The sequence below is a fragment of the Streptomyces sp. NBC_00873 genome (assembly GCF_045207415.1).
Classification (GTDB): domain Bacteria; phylum Actinomycetota; class Actinomycetes; order Streptomycetales; family Streptomycetaceae; genus Streptomyces.
This window is the reverse complement of sequence record NZ_CP108803.1, coordinates 6,386,393-6,406,756: the sequence shown is the minus strand read 5'-3', so window position 1 is coordinate 6,406,756 and position 20,364 is coordinate 6,386,393. Positions and strand designations below refer to the sequence as shown.

Below are 20,364 nucleotides of genomic sequence, written 5' to 3'. Positions count from 1 at the left end.
TCATTCCGCGAGCCCCGCGGCCAGCAGATCCACGAAGCCGACATCTTCCTTCGCCACGCCGAAGACCTCGGCCCGTTGCAGGGTGCGCTCGGCCCAGGCGCGGTGCGGCTTCACTTCATTCATTTTGTTCGTGTATGCGGAGCGCATCACTCCGCCACCGCCGCGCTCCGGCCGCAGGATGTCCTGTGCGTCGCTGAACTCCTCATGGCTGACCACGGACAGTGCGTGCACCGGCGCGACGTGCGACGGGTGGATGCAGGTCTTGCCGAGCAGCCCGTTGGCCCGGTCGAGCTCGATCTCCCGCAGCAGCCCGTCCAGGTCGTGCTCGATCAGTGTCGTGCGCAGCCCCTCGGCCCGGCCCTCCAGGAAGGGGCTGCGGCGCAGCTGCGGCTTGAACATGCGCTCCTGGAGACGGAAGTACTCCCACACCGGTCCGGTGATCGTGAAGCCCGTCCCGTCCGCCCGGCCCAGCACATTGACCACATCGGCTATGACCGCGGCGACGAGCTGGACGTCGTACGCCGTCATGTCGGGCGCCCTGCGCAGTCCGTACGCCGAACAGAAGTCGGTGACCCCGAGCCGCAGGGCGAGCACCCGGTCCCGGTACGTGTGGACGGTGCGGACGATTCCCTGGAGCGCCGCCGCGCGGGTCTCCAGGTGCAGCAGCTCGGGCGATTCGAGAACGGGCATCGCGAACAGGCGTTGTCCCCCGGCCGTCTCGGCCTTGGTGAGCGCCTCCATGAACGGAAGACCGCGCTCTTCCGTGAACTTCGGAAGTACGAAACCGGACAACAATCGGACGGAGCTTCCGAGCCGCTGCACCAGGTCCGTTATCTGCTCCGGTTCGCGGACCCGGATGAAGAGCAGCGGCACCTCGGCGCCGCGCGCGGCGAGGTCGTCGAACTGCCTGACCAGGTTCTCCTCGCCGTCCGACACCTCGGAGTCGTCGATGGAGTCCTCCAGGCACAGCACCATCGAGACGACACCGCGCCCGGCCTGCTTGAGGACGTCATCGGCGAGCCGCGGCCGGGTGGCCGGGGAGTAGAGGGTGGCGCCGAGGGCGGCCGACAGCATCCGGGCGGGCGAGTCCGCACCGAATTCGCACGGCTGCTGAAAGAACAGGCCTTCCCGCGCAGCGGGCGAGATGTGCCCGAAATGACGCATGTGATTCCCCCGTACTGCCGGATCGACCGGACAACGTGTGGCCGGTAATAGTACGTATGGGCGGGTGTCGACAGTTCCCCACGTGCATGAATTCCGGGTAACTCGTCCATTTCCCAACGGTTCCGCAGGGCCCGGAGGACGTGGTTCCGACGCACTGCCGAGACATGGGTCGGGCCCCCACGTTGTCTGCGCAGGCAGCCAGCAGGCAGGATGACCGCCATGACGCACGCGATGCTGAAGGGCTCGAACGTCCCCCTCGATGCCATGGCCGTACGGGCCGTGCTGCGCTGGACTCCGGGCGCCGGGGTGCCCGACGTGGACGCCTCGGCCCTGCTTCTCGGCGCCGGTGGCCGTGTGCGCTCGGACGAGGACTTCGTGTTCTACAACCAGCCCCGGCACCCCTCCGGCCTGGTACGACGGCTGCCGAAGCGCAGTGTCGCCGAGGGGCTCACCGACACCATCGAGGCCGACCTGGGCGCGCTCGACCCGTCGGTCGAACAGGTGGTCATCGCCGCTTCCTCCGACGGGGCCGCCTTCCAGCAGGTCCGCGATCTCCGCATACTTCTCCACGACGCGGCATCGGCGAGCGGCGACCCGCTCGCCGTGTTCGATGTACGGCCGGAGACCGGCGAGGAGACCGCGATCATCTGCGGTGAGCTCTACCGGCGCGGCGATGGCTGGAAATTCCGGGCGGTCGGTCAGGGCTACCCGACCGGACTGGTGGGGCTCGCGACCGCATTCGGCATCTCGGTCGACGAGGCGGAGGCCGCGGCCGAGCCCGGTCCGGCCCCGGCAGTGCCGACGGTCGCCCCGGTGTCTCCCCCGGCACCGGCACCCGGACCCGACGCGCAGGCCACGGTCCAGCACCAGCAGCCCGCGTACGGCTACCCGCAGCCCGCAGCCGCCCCGGCTGCCCCGTCGGCGTACGGCTACCCGCAGCCCGCAGCCGCCCCGGCTGCCCCGTCGGCGTACGGCTATCCGCAGCCCACAGCGGCCGCCCCCGCCCCTCAGCCCGCCTACGGCTACCCGCAGCCGGCCGCGCCGCAGCCCGCATACGGCTATCCGCAGCCCGCGGCGGCCGCCGCGCCCGCCCCGGACCCTAATTTCGTGCTGCCGCCGCAGGGCCCCCAGTTCGTCCGCTCCTGAGCGCCGCGGCGGCAGGCGCCCGCTCAGGCCCGGGACTTGTAGCCGCGCCCCCACTGCATTCCCCAGCCGTACAGCCGGTCCAGCTCCGACTGGAAGCCGTAGACGAACTTCACCTCGCGCCGCACGATCAGCTCGCCCTTGACGTTCTCCACGGTGAACACGGCGCACGAGCGCGCCTGCGGGGCCCGCTCGTCGAGCTCGATCTCGATCCGCGGGCCGTTGCCCGGGTAGAGCGTCACCTTGGCGTGCGTACGGTCGAAGGCCGGCGTCTGGTCGTAGATGTAGACGAAGAACAGCAGCCGCTTGATCTGGTCCCGCTGGTCGAGGTTGACGTACACGGTCTCCCCCGACGGCGCCCCGAAGCGGTCGTCCCCGCTGAGCCTGATGTACGGCGGCGCGTTCAGGTCGCCGATCAGGTTGCCGAGCGGCTGCACCACGCCCTTGGTGCCGTCCTTCAGCTCGTACATGCAGCCCAGGTCCAGGTCGACGTTGACCACACCCCGGGTGTGTGCCTGGACCACATCGGGCTGGAAGAGCTTGAACGGCCGCAGCAGCCGGCCGCTCTGCCGCGACCTGCCCTCGATGTCGGACGTGCGCATCCGCCAGGAGAGGTTGACCCGGAGGTTGCCGGTCAGCGCGCCCTGTTTGGTGAGGGAGACGGTGGCGTGCCGCTTGGACAGCACGATGGAGTTGGTCGCCGCGTTGCCCGACTCGAACTGTGCTTCCCGCCCCGGCCACAGGCTGTCCCAGAACGCCATCCCCAACCCCCACATGTCTCGGTAGTGCCCAGGCCCCGCACGCATCACTGCGGGGCGGCCCCCGGGCCGGGTCCGGGTGTTCCCCGAGAACCGTCGCCGTGCGGACCGCCCCGCTGAGAGCGTTCCTCAATCCCTACCGGGTCACACCCCGGACGGGACCTCCGCCCTGGAATCCGGGTCGCCGCCGCCCCCGGCCTCCAGCGCCTTGTTGCGCCGGACGGAGGACCAGAAGGACCAGCCGATCAGCACGACGCCGACGAGACCGGTGATGATCTCGTGGATCTGGTACTGGATGGTGATGAGAAGGATGACGGACAGCGCGCCGATGGCGTAGTGCGCGCCGTGCTCCAGGTAGACGTAGTCGTCCAGGGTGCCCTGGCGGACCAGGTAGACGGTGAGCGACCGGACGTACATGGCGCCGATGCCGAGGCCGAGGGCCATCAGCACGATCTGGTTGGTGATGGCGAAGGCGCCGATGACACCGTCGAACGAGAAGGACGCGTCGAGGACTTCGAGGTAGAGGAACATGAAGAACGCGGCCTTGCCGGAGAGCGCCACCGCGGACAGCTTCTTGCCGGTCTTCCTGGCCTCTTCCTCGGCCTCGTGGTCGCGCTCCTCCTCTTCCTCGAGCTTGTTCTCGAAGTAGCCGGAGAGACCGCCGACGATGAGGTACGTGATCAGACCCGCGACACCCGCGAGCAGGACGGTCTCCGCCTTGTCCGCGTGCGCGCCGCCGTGCTGGTGCGCCTGGGTCGCGAAGGTCATGGCCGAGACCAGCAGCACGACGAGCGCGATGCAGACCGACAGCATGTCGACCTTGCCGAGCTTGGCGAGCGGGCGCTCGATCCAGCGCAGCCACTGGACGTCACGGTCCTCGAAAATGAAGTCGAGGAAGATCATCAGAAGGAACATGCCACCGAAGGCGGCGATCGCCGGGTGGGCGTCCGTGACCAGTTGCTGGTAGCGGTCGGGCTGGCTGAACGAGAGATCGACCGCCTCGATGGGCCCGATCTTGGCGGTGATGGCCACGATCACGACGGGGAAGACCAGCCGCATACCGAAGACCGCGATGAGCACACCGACCGTGAGGAAGATCTTCTGCCAGAAGGCATTCATCTTCTTCAGGATTCCGGCGTTGACCACCGCATTGTCGAAGGACAGCGAGATCTCGAGGACGGAAAGAATCGCGACCACACCGAACGCTTCCCACCCCCCGTAGAGCACCGCTGCGACCAGGCCGAGCGCGGTAATCGCGAACGACCAGCCGAAGGTTTTCAGAAGCACTGGTTACCCCATCATGTATGTATCGGGTCTCCCCCGGATGTGTACGGGGCTCCCCCGCGTCGTGCGCGGCTTTACGAAACGTTGACCCCGAAGTCTAGAGCGATGCCCCGCAGCCCCGACGCGTACCCCTGTCCCACTGCACGGAACTTCCACTCGCCGTTGTACCGGTAAAGCTCCCCGAAGATCATCGCGGTCTCGGTGGAGGCGTCCTCGCTCAGGTCGTAGCGCGCGAGCTCCTGGCCGTCCGCCTGGTTCACCACGCGAATGAACGCATTGCTGACCTGGCCGAATGTCTGGCCGCGGTTATCGGCCTCATGGATCGAGACCGGAAAAACGATCTTGTCGCAGTGGGCGGGGACCTGGTTGAGGTTCACGATGATCGACTCGTCGTCGCCCTCGCCCTCACCCGTGAGGTTGTCGCCCGTGTGTTCCACGGAGCCGTCCGGACTCGTGAGGTTGTTGTAGAAGACGAACCATTCGTCGCCGAGCACCCGGCCCGACTGGCACAGCAGCGCGCTGGCGTCGAGGTCGAAGTCGGCGCCCGTGGTGGATCGTGCGTCCCAGCCGAGGCCGACGAGCACCTGGGTGAGGTTGGGTGCGGCCTTGGAGAGGGAGACATTGCCTCCCTTGGCGAGCGTGACGCCCATGATGTGAGTCCTCCCCGAGTCGATGAACCGTCTGTTGAGCGCGTCCGGCGCCGCACTGGGTGCGGCGCCGGACGGGGACGTCAAGGAGGTGTACGGCGGATCCGCCGGACACCTCCTGGGCGCGGCCCGGGCTGTGCCTTCTCAGGTACGGCCCGGTCGCGCTCTCCGGGCCGTACCTCAGACGTTGACGCCGAAGTCCTGCGCGATGCCGCGCAGACCCGAGGCGTAGCCCTGGCCGATGGCACGGAACTTCCACTCGGCGCCGTTGCGGTACAGCTCGCCGAAGACCATGGCGGTCTCCGTCGAGGCGTCCTCGCTCAGGTCGTACCGCGCGAGCTCGGTGTTGTCCGCCTGGTTGACCACGCGGATGTACGCGTTGCGCACCTGGCCGAAGCTCTGCTGGCGGGTCTCGGCCTCGTAGATCGAGACCGGGAAGACGATCTTGTCGACGTCGGCCGGGACTCCGGCCAGGTTCACCTTGATGACCTCGTCGTCGCCCTCGCCCTCACCGGTGAGGTTGTCACCGGTGTGCTCGACGGAGCCGTCGGGGCTCTTGAGGTTGTTGAAGAAGACAAAATTACCGTCGCTGCCGACCTTGCCCTCGGCGTTGGTCAGCAGTGCGCTGGCGTCGAGGTCGAAGTCTCCACCGGTGGTGGTACGGGCATCCCAGCCCAGACCGACGACGACGGCGGTCAGGTTGGGCGCGGCCTTGGTCAGCGAGACGTTGCCGCCCTTGCTGAGGCTGACTCCCACGAGTCCTCCCATTGGTTTCTTGGGGGCCGACGACTGCCGGCGCCTCCACGTTGCGTTGGCATCGGATCAACGAGTGGATCCTAGTGACCGGTTCCCGGCCAAAGCAGGCTTTTGGCCGGGGGGCGCCGGGAGATCGTCCGGAACACCGACGCCGGATCGTCCGGAACCGGATCAGATCGCGTCGAGGGCCTTGATGTAGTCGTTCAGGTCGCGCGCGTCCGGCAGGCCGTTGACGACGGTCCAGCGCACCACGCCCTCCTTGTCGATGATGAAGGTGCCGCGCACCGCGCAGCCCTTCTCCTCGTCGAAGACGCCGTAGGCCCGGGAGGTCGCGCCGTGCGGCCAGAAGTCCGAGACCAGCGGGTACTCGAGGCCCTCCTGCTCGGCGAAGACACGCAGGGTGTGGATGGAGTCGTTGGAGACGGCCAGCAGCTGTGTGTCGTCGTTCTCGAACTGCGGCAGCTCGTCACGGAGGGCACAGAGCTCACCCGTGCAGACGCCGGTGAAGGCGAACGGGTAGAACAGCAGCACCACGTTCTTCTCGCCGCGGAAGTCGGAGAGCTTCACGGTCCGGCCGTGGTTGTCCTTCAGCTCGAAATCCGGGGCCTGGGTACCGACCTCGATCGCCATGGAAACGCGTCCCTTCGCTGCTTCACCGGGCTGGGCTGTCCGGGTGGACTCCCACCCTACGCAGAGGCCTCGGCGGGCCTGCGGACAGGGATGCGCGCGGGCGGGGGACATGTGTACGGGCATACGAAGGCCCCCGCCGGTGCACGACCGGCGGGGGCCTCGTGGTGAGTGCGGTTCAGCGCCTGGCTTTGGCCGACTTCGGGGTGACCAGCCGGCTGCCCGTCCAGTCCTTGCCCGCATTGATGCTCTTGGTCTGGGAAAGACCGGCTGTCTGGCCGGCCTCGTTGATATCGCTCGGTTCGACGTAGCCTTCGCGGCCGGTCTTCGGCGTCATCAGCCAGATCACACCGCCTTCGTCGATCAGACCAATGGCATCCACCAGCGCGTCCGTAAGGTCGCCGTCCTCGTCGCGGAACCACAGCAGGACGACGTCAGCGACGTCGTCGTAGTCCTCATCGACGAGTTCCTGGCCGGTAGTGGCCTCAATGCCCTCACGGAGCTCCTGCTCGACGTCGTCGTCGTAGCCGATCTCCTGGACCACCTGTCCGGGCTCGAACCCCAGCCGTGCAGCCGAGTTGGTCCGTTCCTCCGCGTGGTCCGCGGTCGCGCTCACGGGTTGCCTCCTGATCATGTTTCGGAAAATGCTTCAGCCACGCGCGTGCGCGGGGCGTTGGCCGTAGTCCACACGGGCGCGGCGGATCGCGCAAGTACCCAGCGTGCGAGACCGCCTGAACGGTGACGTTCCCTGCCACGTCGCCGCACGATCGGCAGGTCCCTGGCTGGGCTCCACACGGCCGTCCACACCCTTTACGTCCTTGCACAGCTTATGCCGTTTCGGTCCGCCAATCGGAGTCGAACAGCCTTTGGGAACGCTTGGACGGGTTGGGCGTATGGTTGCGGTTTGATCCAACCCGTCTGCCGGGCCGCCCCGGCGCACCGGACATGATGTCTGACCACCTGGCGGTTACCCATCGGTAGAGATGACGTATGCGCCGTCGCGGTACACGATGGTGCTGGCGTACATGCATACATCCCGGGGGCATGCCTCCCGTAACCAGGCCCCGTAGAGCAGCACCGAACAGCGAAGGAACAGCGTGGCTTCCGGATCCGATCGCAACCCGATCATCATTGGCGGCCTTCCGAGCCAGGTCCCGGACTTCGATCCCGAAGAGACCCAGGAATGGCTCGACTCCCTCGACGCCGCCGTCGACGAGCGCGGCCGTGAGCGGGCCCGCTACCTGATGCTCCGGCTCATCGAGCGCGCGCGCGAGAAGCGCGTCGCCGTGCCGGAGATGCGCAGTACGGACTACGTGAACACGATCGCCACGAAGGACGAGCCGTTCTTCCCCGGCGACGAGGAGATCGAGCGCAAGGTCCTCAACGCGACCCGCTGGAACGCGGCCGTGATGGTGTCGCGCGCCCAGCGCCCGGGTATCGGCGTCGGCGGTCACATCGCCACGTTCGCCTCCTCCGCCTCGCTGTACGACGTGGGCTTCAACCACTTCTTCCGGGGCAAGGACGACGGTCTGGGCGGCGACCAGATCTTCTTCCAGGGGCACGCGTCCCCCGGTATCTACGCCCGCGCATTCCTGCTCGACCGGCTGAACGAGGCGCAGCTCGACGCCTTCCGCCAGGAGAAGTCGAAGGCGCCCAACGGCCTGTCCAGCTACCCGCACCCGCGGCTGATGCCGGACTTCTGGGAGTTCCCGACCGTCTCGATGGGCCTCGGTCCGCTCGGTGCGATCTACCAGGCCCGGATGAACCGCTACATGGAGGCGCGCGGCATCGCCGACACCTCCCGGTCGCACGTCTGGGCCTACCTGGGCGACGGCGAGATGGACGAGCCCGAGTCGTTGGGCCAGCTCTCCATCGCCGCCCGTGAGGGCCTGGACAACCTGACCTTCGTGGTCAACTGCAACCTGCAGCGCCTCGACGGTCCGGTGCGCGGAAACGGCAAGATCATCCAGGAGCTGGAGTCGCAGTTCCGCGGCGCCGGCTGGAACGTCATCAAGCTGGTCTGGGACCGCTCCTGGGACCCGCTGCTGGCGCAGGACCGCACGGGCATCCTGGTCAACAAGCTGAACACCACGCCGGACGGCCAGTTCCAGACGTACGCCACCGAGTCGGGTGCCTACATCCGTCAGCACTTCTTCGGGGACGACCCGCGGCTGCGCGACATGGTCAAGGACATGACCGACGACCAGATCCTGCACCTGGGCCGCGGCGGTCACGACCACAGGAAGGTCTACGCGGCGTACGCGGCGGCCCAGGCCCACAAGGGCCAGCCGACGGTGATCCTCGCGCAGACGGTCAAGGGCTGGACCCTGGGCCCGAACTTCGAGGGCCGCAACGCGACCCACCAGATGAAGAAGCTCACGGTCGAGGACCTCAAGCGGTTCCGCGACCGGCTGCACATCCCGATCACGGACAAGCAGCTGGACGAGGGCTACCCCCCGTACTACCACCCGGGCCGCAACTCGGAAGAGATCCAGTACATGCACGACCGCCGCAAGAGTCTGGGCGGCTATGTCCCGACCCGTGTGGTGCGCGCGAAGCCGCTGGCCCTCCCCGAGGACAAGACGTACGCGACCGCGAAGAAGGGTTCGGGTCAGCAGTCGATCGCCACGACCATGGCGTTCGTCCGCATCCTGAAGGACCTCATGCGGGACAAGGAGATCGGCAAGCGTTTCGTGCTGATCGCGCCCGACGAGTACCGCACCTTCGGCATGGACGCGTTCTTCCCGAGCGCGAAGATCTACAACCCCCTGGGTCAGCAGTACGAGGCAGTGGACCGTGACCTGCTGCTCGCGTACAAGGAGTCGCCGACCGGCCAGATGCTGCACGACGGCATCTCCGAGGCGGGCTGCACGGCGTCGCTGATCGCCGCGGGTTCGGCCTACGCCACGCACGGCGAGCCGCTGATCCCCGTCTACGTCTTCTACTCGATGTTCGGTTTCCAGCGCACCGGTGACCAGTTCTGGCAGATGGCCGACCAGCTCGCGCGCGGCTTCGTGCTGGGTGCGACCGCCGGCCGTACGACGCTGACCGGTGAGGGTCTGCAGCACGCGGACGGCCACTCGCAGCTGCTCGCCTCGACGAACCCCGGCTGTGTGGCGTACGACCCGGCGTTCGGGTATGAGATCGCGCACATCGTCAAGGACGGTCTGCGCAGGATGTACGGCGGGACCCCCGAGGAGAATGAGGACGTCTTCTACTACCTCACCGTCTACAACGAGCCGATCCAGCACCCGGCCGAGCCGGAGAACGTGGACGTCGAGGGCATCCTCAAGGGCGTCTACCGCTTCAGGAGCGGCGAGAAGGGCGTGATCCCGGCCCAGATCATGGCGTCCGGTGTGGCGGTCCCGTGGGCGGTCGAGGCGCAGCGGATCCTCGCCGACGAGTGGAACGTGAAGGCGGACGTCTGGTCGGCGACCTCCTGGAACGAGCTGCGCCGCGAGGCCGTCGAGGTGGAGCGGTACAACCTGCTGCACCCGGAGGAGGAGCAGCGCGTCCCGTACGTGACCCGGAAGCTCTCCGGCTCCGAGGGCCCGTTCGTGGCGGTCTCGGACTGGATGCGTTCGGTGCCGGACCAGATCGCGCGTTGGATTCCCGGTGCGTACCAGTCGCTGGGTGCGGACGGCTTCGGCTTCGCCGACACGCGTGGCGCGGCCCGCCGGTACTTCCACATCGACGCGCAGTCGATCGTCCTCGCGGTGCTCACCGAGCTCGCGAAGGAGGGACGGGTCGACCGTTCGCTGCTGAAGCAGGCGATCGACCGGTACGAGCTCCTGGACGTGACCGCGGCCGAGCCGGGCGCGGCCGGCGGCGACGCGTAGGCACGACCGCACAGACCCGAAGGGCGGCGGACCTCTTGGTCCGCCGCCCTTCGGCGTCAGTTCTCCCAGACCTTGAAGGCCCTGACCTGGTATGGGGACTGCGGCACCCAGGTGCCACCGCCCGGATAGGTCTCGAACTCGCCGGTCTCGGCGCACTCCGCCGACTGATAGGTGGTGACGGGGCGGCCGGTGCGGTTGGCGAGCGCCTGGGCCCGGCCGGCCGGTGGCAGCGGGACACAGCTCTCGATATCGATGGTGGACAGTTCGTGGACCTGCCGGGCGCCGGTGAAGTCCGGCTTCTCCCAGAGGCAGAGCTGACCCGTCCCGCACGCCCCGAGCCGGACCGGCGCGGCCCGCGGAGCCGATGCGACCTGCTTGGTGCGGGTGGCCTGTGTGGCCGGCGCGGCCTCCGAGGCCTGTACGGCCTGCGGGATGAGCGCGGTGACGGCCAGTGCCGCGGCAAGCGCAGTCGTACGCATATCAATCAACCCCCGGGTGGTGTGGATCACTTGCACGCACCCTGACCTGCGGGGCAGCGCCACGGGAAGGGGCGCAGGGCCGGACCACCCGGATAGGCGACAGCCCCGCCGGAGGGGTCCGGCGGGGCTGTCGTGGGCGCTGTGTTGACGCTCGGGCCTCCTCGGCGCGAGGAGTCGGCGAGGGCCGGCGGTGGGCTCAGATGTGGCCCGCGCCCGCACCGGCCTCGGCGTTCGCACCGCGCTTGGTGAGCGTGGCGACCATCGCGGCGACCACCGCGACGATGCCGGCGACCATGAACGCCGTGCTCATGCCCGACACGAACGTGTCATGGGCGACGCCCGCGATCTGCGCCGCGACCTCCGGCGGAGTGTTCCCGTCCACCGGCGGTACGCCGACCTCGACGGCCGAGGACGCAGCGTCCAGCTGCTCCGGCGTGAGGGGCGGAAGCTTCGCGGCCGTCCAGTTGTCGGCCAGCTTCGAGTCGACCTGGGAGGCCATGACCGCGCCCAGCACCGCCGTGCCGAGGCTGCCGCCGACCTGCATGGCGGCCTGCTGGAGGCCGCCCGCGACACCGGAGAGTTCCATCGGCGCGTTGCCGACGATGACCTCGGTGGCGCCGACCATCACCGGGGCGAGGCCGAGGCCGAGCAGACCGAACCAGATCGACATGGTCAGTGTGCCGGTGCCGATCTCCAGCTGGGACATGCCGAACATGGCGACCGCCGTGCACACCATGCCGCCGACCAGCGGAACCCGCGGGCCGAACTTGGTGATCATGGCGCCTGCGAGCGGCGAAGCGACGATCATCATTCCGGTCAGCGGCAGCAGGTGCAGACCGCTGTCGACGGGGCTCAGACCGTGCACGTTCTGGAGGTAGAAGGTGACGAAGAACAGCCCGCCCATGAAGGCGAAGGCCATCAGCACCATCAAAACCGCGCCCGCGGACAGCGGCACGGACCGGAACATCGCCAGCGGGATCAGCGGCTCCCTGACGTTCTTCTGGGAGAGGGCGAAGACCACGAACAGGGCCACTGCGGCGCCCAGGAAGCCGAGCGTCTTGTAGTCGCCCCAGCCCCACTCCGCACCCTTGATGAGCGCCCAGATCAGGCAGAACATCGCCTGCGACAGCAGCACGATGCCGCCGATGTCGAAGGAGCGCGGCGCGTTCTCGGCGCGGTGGTCCTTGAGGATCACCGCGCCGAGCAGGAGCGCGATCACTCCGACCGGCACATTGATGAAGAAGACGGACTGCCAGCTGACGTGCTCGACGAGGACGCCGCCGAGGATCGGACCGCCCGCCGTCGAGGCGCCGATGACCATGCCCCAGATACCGATCGCCATGTTCAGCTTCTCGGCCGGGAAGGTGGCGCGCAGCAGGCCGAGCGCGGCCGGCATCAGGAGGGCGCCGAAGAGACCCTGCAGCACCCGGAAGGCGATGACCAGGGCCACGCTGCTGGAGAAACCGATGGCTCCCGATGCCGCGGCGAAGCCCACGACACCGATCAGGAAGGTCTGGCGGTGGCCGAACCGGTCACCGAGCTTGCCCGCGGTGATCAGGGAGACCGCGAGTGCGAGCATGTAGCCGTTGGTGATCCACTGGACGTCGGCGAGCGAGGCGTTCAGGTCCTGCTGGATGGCGGGGTTGGCGATCGCGACGATCGTTCCGTCGAGCGCGACCATCATCACGCCGATGGCCACGGAGAAGAGCGTCAGCCAGGGGTGGCCGCGCAGCCCCTTGGCCGGGGCGGGAGCAGGGGCACCCTGCGGCTCCCGCAACGGCTTTTCTGCGGTGGTCTGACTAGTCATGCCGGCGACATTAGTGTCAGTCACTGACAGTTGACAAACCATTTCACAAGCTGGTAGCTGTCACGTAGCTCACAGGTACCCTGAGCTGGACAAAGAGACAGGAAGAGGACCGCTCAGTGACCGATGTCCGGCGCGCCGCAGAGCAACCGACCGGGCTGCGCGAACGCAAGAAGCGACGCACCCGGGACGCCCTGCTGCACGCCGCCCTCGACCTCTTCACCACCCAGGGGTACGACGAGACCACCGTCGACGAGATCGTCGACGCCGTCGAGGTCTCCCAGCGCACCTTCTTCCGCCATTTCGCCGGCAAGGAGGAGACCGCCTTCGCCGTCCAGGAGATAGTGGAGTCGCGCTTCCTCTCCGAGCTGCGTCAACGGCCCGCCACGGAAGCCCCTTTCGAGGCCATGCGCAGTGCGGTCCTGTGCGCCTGGAACAGTATCGGTGAGGCGATCGAGGAGATCGTCACGGTCGAACTCCACATGCGTACGTACCGGATGATCGAGTCGACCCCTTCCCTGCTCGCGGCCCACCTGCGGCGCAGCATCGCCCTGGAGACCGAGATAGCCGAGGTGATCGCCGGGCGCGAGGGCCTCGACATCCGGACGGATCCGCGGCCGCGGGTCGCCGTCGCCGCGTTCTCCGGGGTGATGCGGGTGACCGGGCAGCTATGGGGGCAGGGTCGGGGCACGAGCGTGGAGTCGCTGCGCGTGCTGACCGAGAACTATCTGGACCAACTGGGCCCGGCGCTCGCGGGGAACTGGAATACGCCGGTCGAACCCACGACCGCTGCGCCTACGCCTTCCGCCGGATAACTCCGCCCCCGCCGTGTGCCGAACGCCTCAAATCGGAACATGACAGACTTCACAACTGCCGTACCACAACCGGCCCGTGCAGGACGGGAGCGGCGCGAAATCCGTCGGAGCGTACCGGACGCGCGCACGGAGCGTGAGGGAAACCCGCCTCAATTCCCTGCAGGCGAGTGATGTGTGTCACCCGCTTCACGGTGGTCGTCGCGCGTCTCCTAATGTGGGCCGGAGTGACTTCCTTCGACTCCTCCCCCACGCTCACCGCATGGCGCGCGCTGCTCGCCGTCGCGGTCGTGTTCGTGATGCTGGCGACCACCGGTTGGACAGCCGTACGTCACCAACCCTCCCACGAGCCACGCGACATCGCACTCGCCTCCTGGGCGCGGGGGCGGATAGCGGGTCACCCGCTGCCGGACGCCGATGCACCGCCGTACCGGCTGGCGCAGTTCTTCGCCATGCTCACCGCCACGCAGCGGACCGCGCTCGCCGACAGGTACCCGTTGGTCGTCGGCAATTTGAACGGCGCCCCGATCACCCTGCGCTACCACGCCAACCGGCGGGCCCTGGTTCAGGCGCGGGCGGTCGAGCGGCGGCGCATGCACGACGTCAGGCTCTCCCCGGACGGCCGCGCCGACGCGCTGCGCCGGATGGAGCGCTTCCGGTCGATGCTGGCCCACGGCCGGCATTTCCTGGCCTTCGACCCGTCCGGGAAGGGCCATGCCGCCGAGGTGTTCGGTGACCTGGACAAGGCGGAGCGGATCTCGATGGTCGTGCCCGGTGTCGACACCAGCCTGCTGACGCTGGAGCGGACCGGGCCGAAGGTCAACGCCGCCCCCGTCGGCATGGCGAAGTCGCTGTACGCGGCGGAGCGCGCCGCCCGCCCCGGCACCCGGACCGCCGTCATCGCCTGGGCCGACTACACCGCGCCCGCCGGCATCGGTATGGACGCGGCCTTGGGAAACCTCGCCGCGCGCGGCGCGGTCCGGCTCAATGCGCTCGTCGGCGCGCTGCCCGGCACGTCAAAGGTCTCGCTGTTCTGTCACAGCTACGGGTCCGTTCTGTGCGGTGTCGCTGCGGAAGAACTGCCGTCCCGGGTCACCGACATCGCGGTCGCGGGCAGCCCCGGCATGCGGGTGGAACGCGCGGCGCAGCTGCACACCTCGGCCGCCGTCTGGGCGATGCGGGACCGCAACGACTGGATCCAGGACGTACCGAACATGGAGGTCGGCGGGCTCGGCCACGGGGCCGACCCGGTGGACCGGGGCTTCGGTGCGCGTGTCGTCTCGGCGGGCGACGCCAACGGGCACAGCGGCTATTTCGTGCCGGGCACCGGGAGCCTCCGCAACTTCGCCGCCATCGGCGTGGGTGCCTACGGCTCGGTGACCTGTGCGGGCGCCGACAGCGCCTGTCACAAGGGAATTTCCGGCGCCGAAGGCATGTGACGCGCGTAAAGAGCCGCGACGGAGCATGAATTGCGGCATCCGCCGAGGGCGGGACGTGCGGGCATGTGCCGCATACGATGAGGCACATGGGTGATGTGCTGGCCGGAATTCATTCCACCTGGGAGTTCGACACCGACTCCGTGCTCATCCGCTTCGAACGGGGTATTCGCACACCGAAGCTCTTCCAGAGCCTGCGTGAACGCCGCATTCCGCACGCGGCGTTGTCGTCGGTGACGCTGACCCCGGGCAAGCGGGGCACGGTGGTGCTGCATGCGGTGCCGAGACGCGGTGCCGATCCCCTGCTGGAGGCTGCGGCAGGACAGCTGAAGGACGGCTGCGATCCGTACCGACTGGTGCTGCCCGCCGAACGCGAGACGCTCGCCGAGTACTACGCGGACGAGCTGCGCGCACTGCTCGGAGCGGACGTGGGTGAGCCCGCCGAACGTTTCATGGTCGCGGCCCCCGAGGCGCCGATGCAGTTCAAGGCGTACGACGGCCGGGCCAGCTTCGACGGGGACCGGATCTCCTTCCGCTGGTTCTGGACAGGTGCCTCCACGGCGAAGTGGAAGGCGGGCGACCAGACGTTTCCGGTCACCGAGCTGTGCGGGGTCGAGTGGCGGTCGCCCGAGGCGTTCGACGGCTACCTGCGGCTGGTCCCGCGAGGCGCCGGGAGTGCGGGTTCCCTGGCGGGCGTGGAAGCGGGTGCGGCCACGGAGGGCGGGGCGCCCCGTACGGACGCCGCAGCCGGTCCGCAGGCAATGACCCCGCGGCCCACCCAGGCCGATCAGGACCCGGCCGCGGTGATCTTCGGGCTCGGCTACGGCCCGGTGCACGAGTCGCTGCCGTTCGCCGCCGCCGTCCTGGAATCCGTACGCAGGAACCAGTCCGCACCCGTGGCGGCAACCGCCGTCCTGGCGGGCGCGGGGCGCCGCGATCCGGCGGACATCGCCGAGCGGATCCGGCACCTCGGGGAACTCCACCGGGCGGGACTCGTGACGGACGACGAGTTCAGCGCGAAGAAGGCCCAGCTGCTCGCGGAGCTGTAGGTGTGCGGTGTCGGATGTCCGGCGTCCGGTGTCCGGCTCGCCGGTAGTACTCCTGTACGAGAAGTGCGGCAGTGGACCGGAACCCCGGTATGACGCCCTCGGGCCGGTCCATGCCTACGCTGATCAAGCCATGCCCACTTCCCCGCCGCACGGGCCGCCCCCGCCGCCCGTCACCGACGGCCTGGTGAGCGCCGCCCGACGCAATCTGCGCGAGCTCGCTCACGGGCTCGCCCACCCGTCCCATCCCGCGACGCCACTCCTGGCGGACGCGCCGAAGCGATGGCAACGACTGCTGCCCTACGTGGTCGTCCTCGCCCTCGTCGCTGTCTTCATCCCGGTCACGATCAATGTCCTGACTCACCAGTACGGCGTGAACGGAGGACTGGCGGGAGTCCTGGCCGTCGCGCAGGCGGCGCCGCTCCTGATGCTGGCCCACCGGCCGTTGCAGGCCTGGTGGATCATCTTCCCGGCGGACATCCTCGGCGCGGCCGCGCTGCTCGGGTATCCGGTCGGCGCGTACGCCATCTGGCCGTGGCCGCCGCCCACCCTGATCGGCTATCTCTTCGTGCTGCTCGCACTGGCCCTGCGCGAGACCCGGCGGACCCTGATCTCGGTCTGGGTGGCGACGGGTGCGGCGAGCCTGGTCCTGCACCTGATCTCGCCGGAGCGCAGCAACGGCAGCGCGCTGCTGCTCGTGATCCTCGGCGCGGTGGTCCTGGTGATCGGCGCGGCACTGCGGGAACGGGGCGACGCGCAGCGTCGGCTCGCCGAGCAGGAGACCATCAGCGAGGCCGAGCGGGCGCAGCGGACACTCCTGGAGGAGCGCACCAGGATCGCCCGTGAGCTGCACGACGTGGTCGCGCACCACATGTCCGTAATCACGGTCCAGGCCGATTCCGCGCCCTACCGGATCAGCGGGCTGCCCGAGGAGGCGCGCGAGGAGTTCGGTGCGATCGCGGCGAGCGCGCGGGAGTCCCTCGCGGAGATGCGGCGGCTGCTGACGGTGCTGCGCAGCGAGGGCACGGAGGGCGAGCGGGCGCCGCAGCCTGGGCTCGACCGGGTGCAGCAGCTGGTGGAGGCGACGGTACGGGCGGGGCTGCCGGCCGAGCTGTCGCTGTCCGCCGATCTGCCGGACGTACCGCAGGCGGTGGATCTGTCGGCGTACCGGATCGTGCAGGAGGCCCTGGCGAACGTGGTCCGGCATGCGCCCGGAGCGCGGACCCGGGTGTCGATCACGTCCGACGGCGAGCACCTGACCGTGCTGGTGGTCAACGACCGGGCGGAGCAGCCCGGTTCGCCGCTGGAGTCGACCGGGACCGGGCACGGCCTGGTCGGCATGCGGGAACGCGTACGGTTGACGGGCGGCACGCTGGACACCGGACCGCTGCCCGATGGCGGCTTCCGGGTGGCGGCGCGGCTGCCTCTTGCTCCCGTTCCGCCCGCGACCTCGGAGGACTCTTGACCATCCGCGTGATCATCGTCGACGACCAGGCCATGGTGCGGGCGGGGTTCGCGGCACTGCTCGCAGCACAGAGCGACATCGACGTGGTCGGTGAGGCGCCGGACGGGCGCCAGGGCATCGACGTCAGCCGGAGGGTCCACCCGGACGTGGTCCTGATGGATGTCCGGATGCCCGAGATGGACGGCCTGGCGGCGGCCCGCGAGCTGCTGAACCCGCCGCCGGGGGTGGTGCACCTGCCCAAGGTGCTGATGCTCACCACGTTCGACGTGGACGACTATGTGTACGAGGCGCTGCGCGCCGGGGCGTCCGGCTTCCTGCTGAAGGACGCGCCGCCGGCGGATCTGATCTCGGCGGTACGGGTGGTCGCGGCGGGCGAGGCGCTGCTGGCGCCGTCGGTGACCCGGCGGCTGATCGCGGACTTCGCCCGGCAGGGGCCGTCCGGGGCCGCCCGGAGCGGGCAGTCATTGCGGCTGAACGGGCTGACTCCGCGTGAGACGGAGGTGCTGGAGCTGATTGCGCGGGGGCTGTCCAACCAGGAGATCGCGGGGCGGCTGGTGCTGGCCGAGCAGACGGTGAAGACACACATCGGGCGGGTGCTGGCGAAGCTGGATCTGCGGGATCGCGCGCAGGCGGTGATCTTCGCGTACGAGGCGGGGGTGGTGGTACCGGGAGAGCAGTAACGGTGGTCTCCCCCGCCCACCCCACCGGCAGGCCCCCCGTACACCCCCTACCCGGGTATCACCCCGCACTTGGCCCCCCAGTGCGACGCCCCCGAACCCACCCTCTTCCTACCTTCCTCTCCGTCGCGCCGAACGGCGTGCAGGAGCCGGATCAGCCGGAGAGGGAGGCGGGATGCGCCGTTACGCAAGGACTCTGGTCGCGGTCGCGCTGGCGACCACCGTGGTGGCGGGAACGGCCGGCTGGGCGTCCGGCAACGCACAGCAGGCTCTGACCGGGCCACCTCCCGGCACCGCGGCCTGGCGCGCGGATCACGTGCTGGGGCGGCAGCTGCCCGCCCCGGAGCGGGCCGCACCCGCCGAAGTGAGCCGGTTCTTCCGGGGGTTGACCGCAGGGCAGCAACAGGCCCTGGTCATACGGCATCCACTCGTCGTCGGCAATCTGGACGGCGTACCGGTCGAACTGCGCTACCGGGCCAACGCCCGCTCCCTGCGGGCCAGTCACGACCCCAGGTACACCCATCTCGCCGAACCGGGACACCGGCAGATCCTCGCCTTCGATCCGCGCGGACGCGGTCAGGTCGCCGAGGTCTTCGGGGACTTGAGCACCGCACGCCATGTGGCGGTCGTGGTGCCGGGTTCGGACATCGACGCCGGGACCTTCGACCGTACGAGCGATGTGTACGGCACTCCGGCCGGCATGGCGAAGTCCCTGTATGCGGAGACCGGACACGGCAGCGCCGTCGTCGCCTGGGCCGGGTACACCACTCCCGTGGGCGTCGGCATCGATGCCGCGACCGGCTCGCTCGCCGAGGCCGGGGCCGGCCGGCTGACCCGGTTCGCGGACGGGCTGGCCGCCGACGGTGTGCCCGCGCCCGCCGTGTTCTGCCACAGCTACGGCTCCGTCGTGTGCGGCCTCGCCGCATCCCGGCTGCGCGCCACGGACCTGGTCGTTCTCGGCTCGCCGGGGATGCGCGCCGACGACGTCGCGGATCTGCACACCACCGCCCGGGTCTGGGCCGCCAAGGACGCCACGGACTGGATCGACGACGTACCGAACGTCGAGGTGGCGGGCCTCGGCCACGGCCCCGATCCGACCGGCCCTGACTTCGGCGCACGCCGGGTGCCGGCCCACGACGCCCACGGGCACACCGGCTACTTCGCCCCCGGTACGGACTCGCTCCGCGCCTTCGCCTCGATCACGGAGGGGGAAGCCCGATGAGCCTCACCGCCCTCGCCGAGCGCATCGACGCGCGTACGCCCGCCCATCGCGACCGGGCCATCGACGGGCTGCGCGCCCTCGCCCTGCTCGCCGTCCCCACCGGCCACTGGCTGCTCGGCGGCTTCCGCCTCGACAGCGACGGCGCGCTGCACAACGCCAGCCCGCTGTCCACGTTCGGCGGCCTCGCCCCGGTGAGCTGGGTGCTTCAGATGCTGGGCATCTTCTTCCTGGTCGGCGGGTACGCATCCGTCCTCTCGTACCGCCGTAGGAAATCCACCACCGGCGCCTGGCTGCGCGGACGTGTCGCCCGCCTGGGCAGGCCGGTGCTCGGGGTGACCGCTGTCTGGGCGGCGATGATCCCGGTACTGAGCGCGCTCGGCGTGCCCGGCGACACCCTGCGGACCGGGTCGACGCTGGTGATCCAGCCGCTGTGGTTCGTCGGGGTGTACACGGTGGTCACGGCGCTCACCCCGTACTGCGTCAAGGCCGCGCGGAAGCTGGGCGGCTGGGCCGCCGTGCCGCTGCTCGGTTCGGTCGCCGTCGTCGACCTCCTGCGTTACGGGCCGTTCGCCGACACCATGCCGTCCTGGCTGAGCGTGCTGAACATCCTTCCGGGCTGGCTCTTCGCGTACCAGCTCGGTGTCTCGTGGGGCGAGGGCCGCATCGGCAGGCGCGGCGCCCGGCTGTTGCTGATCGGTGGGACGGTGCTGTTCGCCGCGCTGCTGCTCGTCCTCCACTACCCGGCGTCGATGGTCGGCGTACCGGGCGAGGCACGGACGAACTCGCATCCCCCGTCGCTGCTGGTCCTGGCGCTGGCCGCCGCGCAGAGCGGTGCGGCGATCCTGCTGCGGGACCGGATCGGCCGGCTCCTGCGCAGGCCGCTGGTGTGGGCGCCGGTCGTCGTCATCAACCTGTCCGCGATGACGATCCTGTGCTGGCACCAGACGGCAATGCTGGCCGCGGCGGTCCCGGCATCGTTCGCCGGTGCGGTGCCGGGGTTGATGACCGGGCCCGACACGGTCGGCTGGATCCTGGCGCGGGTGGCGTGGATGCCGGTGTTCGCGGGGCTGCTGGTGCTGATCGCGCGGTACGCGCGGCGGTTCGAGGCCCCGTGGAAGACCGGCACACGTGCGGCGAACGCCCGCCGGGCGGTGGCGGGCCTGCTGGCGACGGGGTTCGCGGTGTACGCGCTGGGGCTGGCGTAG

Annotated in this window: 18 protein-coding genes; 9 read left to right on the top strand and 9 right to left on the bottom strand. The window is 69.4% G+C overall.

The window, feature by feature from the left end; translation table 11 throughout:
* On the bottom strand, window positions 1-1,164 hold the full coding sequence (locus OH809_RS29550; protein ID WP_406419117.1) for an HpcH/HpaI aldolase/citrate lyase family protein: 1,164 nt from the start codon (window positions 1,162-1,164) through the stop codon (window positions 1-3).
* A gap of 219 nt (window positions 1,165-1,383) precedes the next feature.
* On the opposite strand from OH809_RS29550, the gene OH809_RS29545 reads away from it, so the two are divergent.
* Window positions 1,384-2,310, top strand: a complete 927-nt coding sequence (locus OH809_RS29545) for a TerD family protein (RefSeq protein ID WP_406515866.1) — start codon at window positions 1,384-1,386, stop codon at window positions 2,308-2,310.
* Between the two features lie 23 nt (window positions 2,311-2,333).
* Here OH809_RS29545 and OH809_RS29540 read toward each other — a convergent pair whose 3' ends face one another.
* From OH809_RS29540 to OH809_RS29515, 6 genes are all read right to left on the bottom strand, one after another.
* A complete protein-coding gene (locus tag OH809_RS29540; protein ID WP_406515865.1) occupies window positions 2,334-3,068 on the bottom strand; it encodes a Tellurium resistance in 735 nt (244 codons plus the stop codon).
* Between the two features lie 141 nt (window positions 3,069-3,209).
* Window positions 3,210-4,352 carry a DUF475 domain-containing protein gene (locus OH809_RS29535; protein WP_406515864.1) on the bottom strand — a complete coding sequence of 381 codons (1,143 nt, stop codon included), beginning with the start codon at window positions 4,350-4,352 and terminating at the stop codon, window positions 3,210-3,212.
* 71 nt (window positions 4,353-4,423) lie between these two features.
* The gene (locus tag OH809_RS29530) at window positions 4,424-4,999 is read right to left on the bottom strand and encodes a TerD family protein (RefSeq protein ID WP_406419123.1); all 576 of its coding nucleotides are present in this window, start codon (window positions 4,997-4,999) and stop codon (window positions 4,424-4,426) included.
* 177 nt (window positions 5,000-5,176) lie between these two features.
* Entirely contained in the window at window positions 5,177-5,752 is a 576-nt protein-coding gene (locus tag OH809_RS29525) for a TerD family protein (protein ID WP_359109185.1), read from the bottom strand.
* A gap of 171 nt (window positions 5,753-5,923) precedes the next feature.
* Complete coding sequence (locus OH809_RS29520) at window positions 5,924-6,382, bottom strand: peroxiredoxin (protein WP_366693641.1); 459 nt, start codon at window positions 6,380-6,382, stop codon at window positions 5,924-5,926.
* 175 nt (window positions 6,383-6,557) lie between these two features.
* Window positions 6,558-6,995, bottom strand: a complete 438-nt coding sequence (locus OH809_RS29515) for a DUF3052 domain-containing protein (RefSeq protein ID WP_037696857.1) — start codon at window positions 6,993-6,995, stop codon at window positions 6,558-6,560.
* 481 nt (window positions 6,996-7,476) lie between these two features.
* Between OH809_RS29515 and aceE the strand changes: the two genes are divergently transcribed.
* Window positions 7,477-10,218 (top strand): pyruvate dehydrogenase (acetyl-transferring), homodimeric type, encoded by a 2,742-nt coding sequence (gene aceE / locus OH809_RS29510; protein WP_406515863.1) that lies wholly within the window; start codon window positions 7,477-7,479, stop codon window positions 10,216-10,218.
* A gap of 56 nt (window positions 10,219-10,274) precedes the next feature.
* Here aceE and OH809_RS29505 read toward each other — a convergent pair whose 3' ends face one another.
* Together OH809_RS29505 and OH809_RS29500 are read right to left on the bottom strand one after the other, a co-directional pair.
* Window positions 10,275-10,697: a peptidase inhibitor family I36 protein gene (locus tag OH809_RS29505; protein ID WP_406419128.1), complete on the bottom strand. Its 423-nt coding sequence runs from the start codon at window positions 10,695-10,697 to the stop codon at window positions 10,275-10,277.
* 196 nt (window positions 10,698-10,893) lie between these two features.
* On the bottom strand, window positions 10,894-12,504 hold the full coding sequence (locus tag OH809_RS29500; protein WP_406515862.1) for an MFS transporter: 1,611 nt from the start codon (window positions 12,502-12,504) through the stop codon (window positions 10,894-10,896).
* Window positions 12,505-12,620: 116 nt separating this feature from the next.
* Here OH809_RS29500 and OH809_RS29495 point away from each other — a divergent pair, with 116 nt between their 5' ends.
* The 7 genes from OH809_RS29495 to OH809_RS29465 all read left to right on the top strand — a co-directional run bounded on the left by OH809_RS29495 (window position 12,621) and on the right by OH809_RS29465 (window position 20,364).
* Window positions 12,621-13,316, top strand: a complete 696-nt coding sequence (locus OH809_RS29495) for a TetR/AcrR family transcriptional regulator (protein WP_406419132.1) — start codon at window positions 12,621-12,623, stop codon at window positions 13,314-13,316.
* Window positions 13,317-13,540: 224 nt separating this feature from the next.
* Window positions 13,541-14,752: an alpha/beta hydrolase gene (locus OH809_RS29490; protein ID WP_406515861.1), complete on the top strand. Its 1,212-nt coding sequence runs from the start codon at window positions 13,541-13,543 to the stop codon at window positions 14,750-14,752.
* 86 nt (window positions 14,753-14,838) lie between these two features.
* Window positions 14,839-15,798: a DUF4429 domain-containing protein gene (locus OH809_RS29485; protein ID WP_406419136.1), complete on the top strand. Its 960-nt coding sequence runs from the start codon at window positions 14,839-14,841 to the stop codon at window positions 15,796-15,798.
* A gap of 130 nt (window positions 15,799-15,928) precedes the next feature.
* Entirely contained in the window at window positions 15,929-17,260 is a 1,332-nt protein-coding gene (locus OH809_RS29480) for a sensor histidine kinase (protein ID WP_406515860.1), read from the top strand.
* Window positions 17,257-17,940 carry a response regulator gene (locus OH809_RS29475; protein WP_406419140.1) on the top strand — a complete coding sequence of 228 codons (684 nt, stop codon included), beginning with the start codon at window positions 17,257-17,259 and terminating at the stop codon, window positions 17,938-17,940. Before OH809_RS29480 ends, OH809_RS29475 begins: the two co-directional genes overlap by 4 nt.
* Window positions 17,941-18,112: 172 nt before the next feature.
* A complete protein-coding gene (locus OH809_RS29470; RefSeq protein ID WP_406515859.1) occupies window positions 18,113-19,159 on the top strand; it encodes an alpha/beta hydrolase in 1,047 nt (348 codons plus the stop codon).
* Window positions 19,156-20,364 (top strand): acyltransferase, encoded by a 1,209-nt coding sequence (locus OH809_RS29465; RefSeq protein ID WP_406419144.1) that lies wholly within the window; start codon window positions 19,156-19,158, stop codon window positions 20,362-20,364. The genes OH809_RS29470 and OH809_RS29465 overlap by 4 nt, the downstream gene beginning before the upstream one ends.

Excerpts from the sequence above, each read along its gene's own strand:
- OH809_RS29550 (WP_406419117.1), bottom strand. The coding sequence starts at position 1,164 with ATGCGTCATTTCGGGCACATCTCGCCCGCTGCGCGGGAAGGCCTGTTC.
- OH809_RS29545 (WP_406515866.1), top strand. The coding sequence starts at position 1,384 with ATGACGCACGCGATGCTGAAGGGCTCGAACGTCCCCCTCGATGCCATG.
- OH809_RS29540 (WP_406515865.1), bottom strand. The coding sequence starts at position 3,068 with ATGGCGTTCTGGGACAGCCTGTGGCCGGGGCGGGAAGCACAGTTCGAG.
- OH809_RS29530 (WP_406419123.1), bottom strand. The coding sequence starts at position 4,999 with ATGGGCGTCACGCTCGCCAAGGGAGGCAATGTCTCCCTCTCCAAGGCC.
- OH809_RS29520 (WP_366693641.1), bottom strand. The coding sequence starts at position 6,382 with ATGGCGATCGAGGTCGGTACCCAGGCCCCGGATTTCGAGCTGAAGGAC.
- OH809_RS29505 (WP_406419128.1), bottom strand. The coding sequence starts at position 10,697 with ATGCGTACGACTGCGCTTGCCGCGGCACTGGCCGTCACCGCGCTCATC.
- OH809_RS29500 (WP_406515862.1), bottom strand. The coding sequence starts at position 12,504 with ATGACTAGTCAGACCACCGCAGAAAAGCCGTTGCGGGAGCCGCAGGGT.
- OH809_RS29485 (WP_406419136.1), top strand. The coding sequence starts at position 14,839 with ATGGGTGATGTGCTGGCCGGAATTCATTCCACCTGGGAGTTCGACACC.
- OH809_RS29480 (WP_406515860.1), top strand. The coding sequence starts at position 15,929 with ATGCCCACTTCCCCGCCGCACGGGCCGCCCCCGCCGCCCGTCACCGAC.
- OH809_RS29470 (WP_406515859.1), top strand. The coding sequence starts at position 18,113 with ATGCGCCGTTACGCAAGGACTCTGGTCGCGGTCGCGCTGGCGACCACC.
- OH809_RS29465 (WP_406419144.1), top strand. The coding sequence starts at position 19,156 with ATGAGCCTCACCGCCCTCGCCGAGCGCATCGACGCGCGTACGCCCGCC.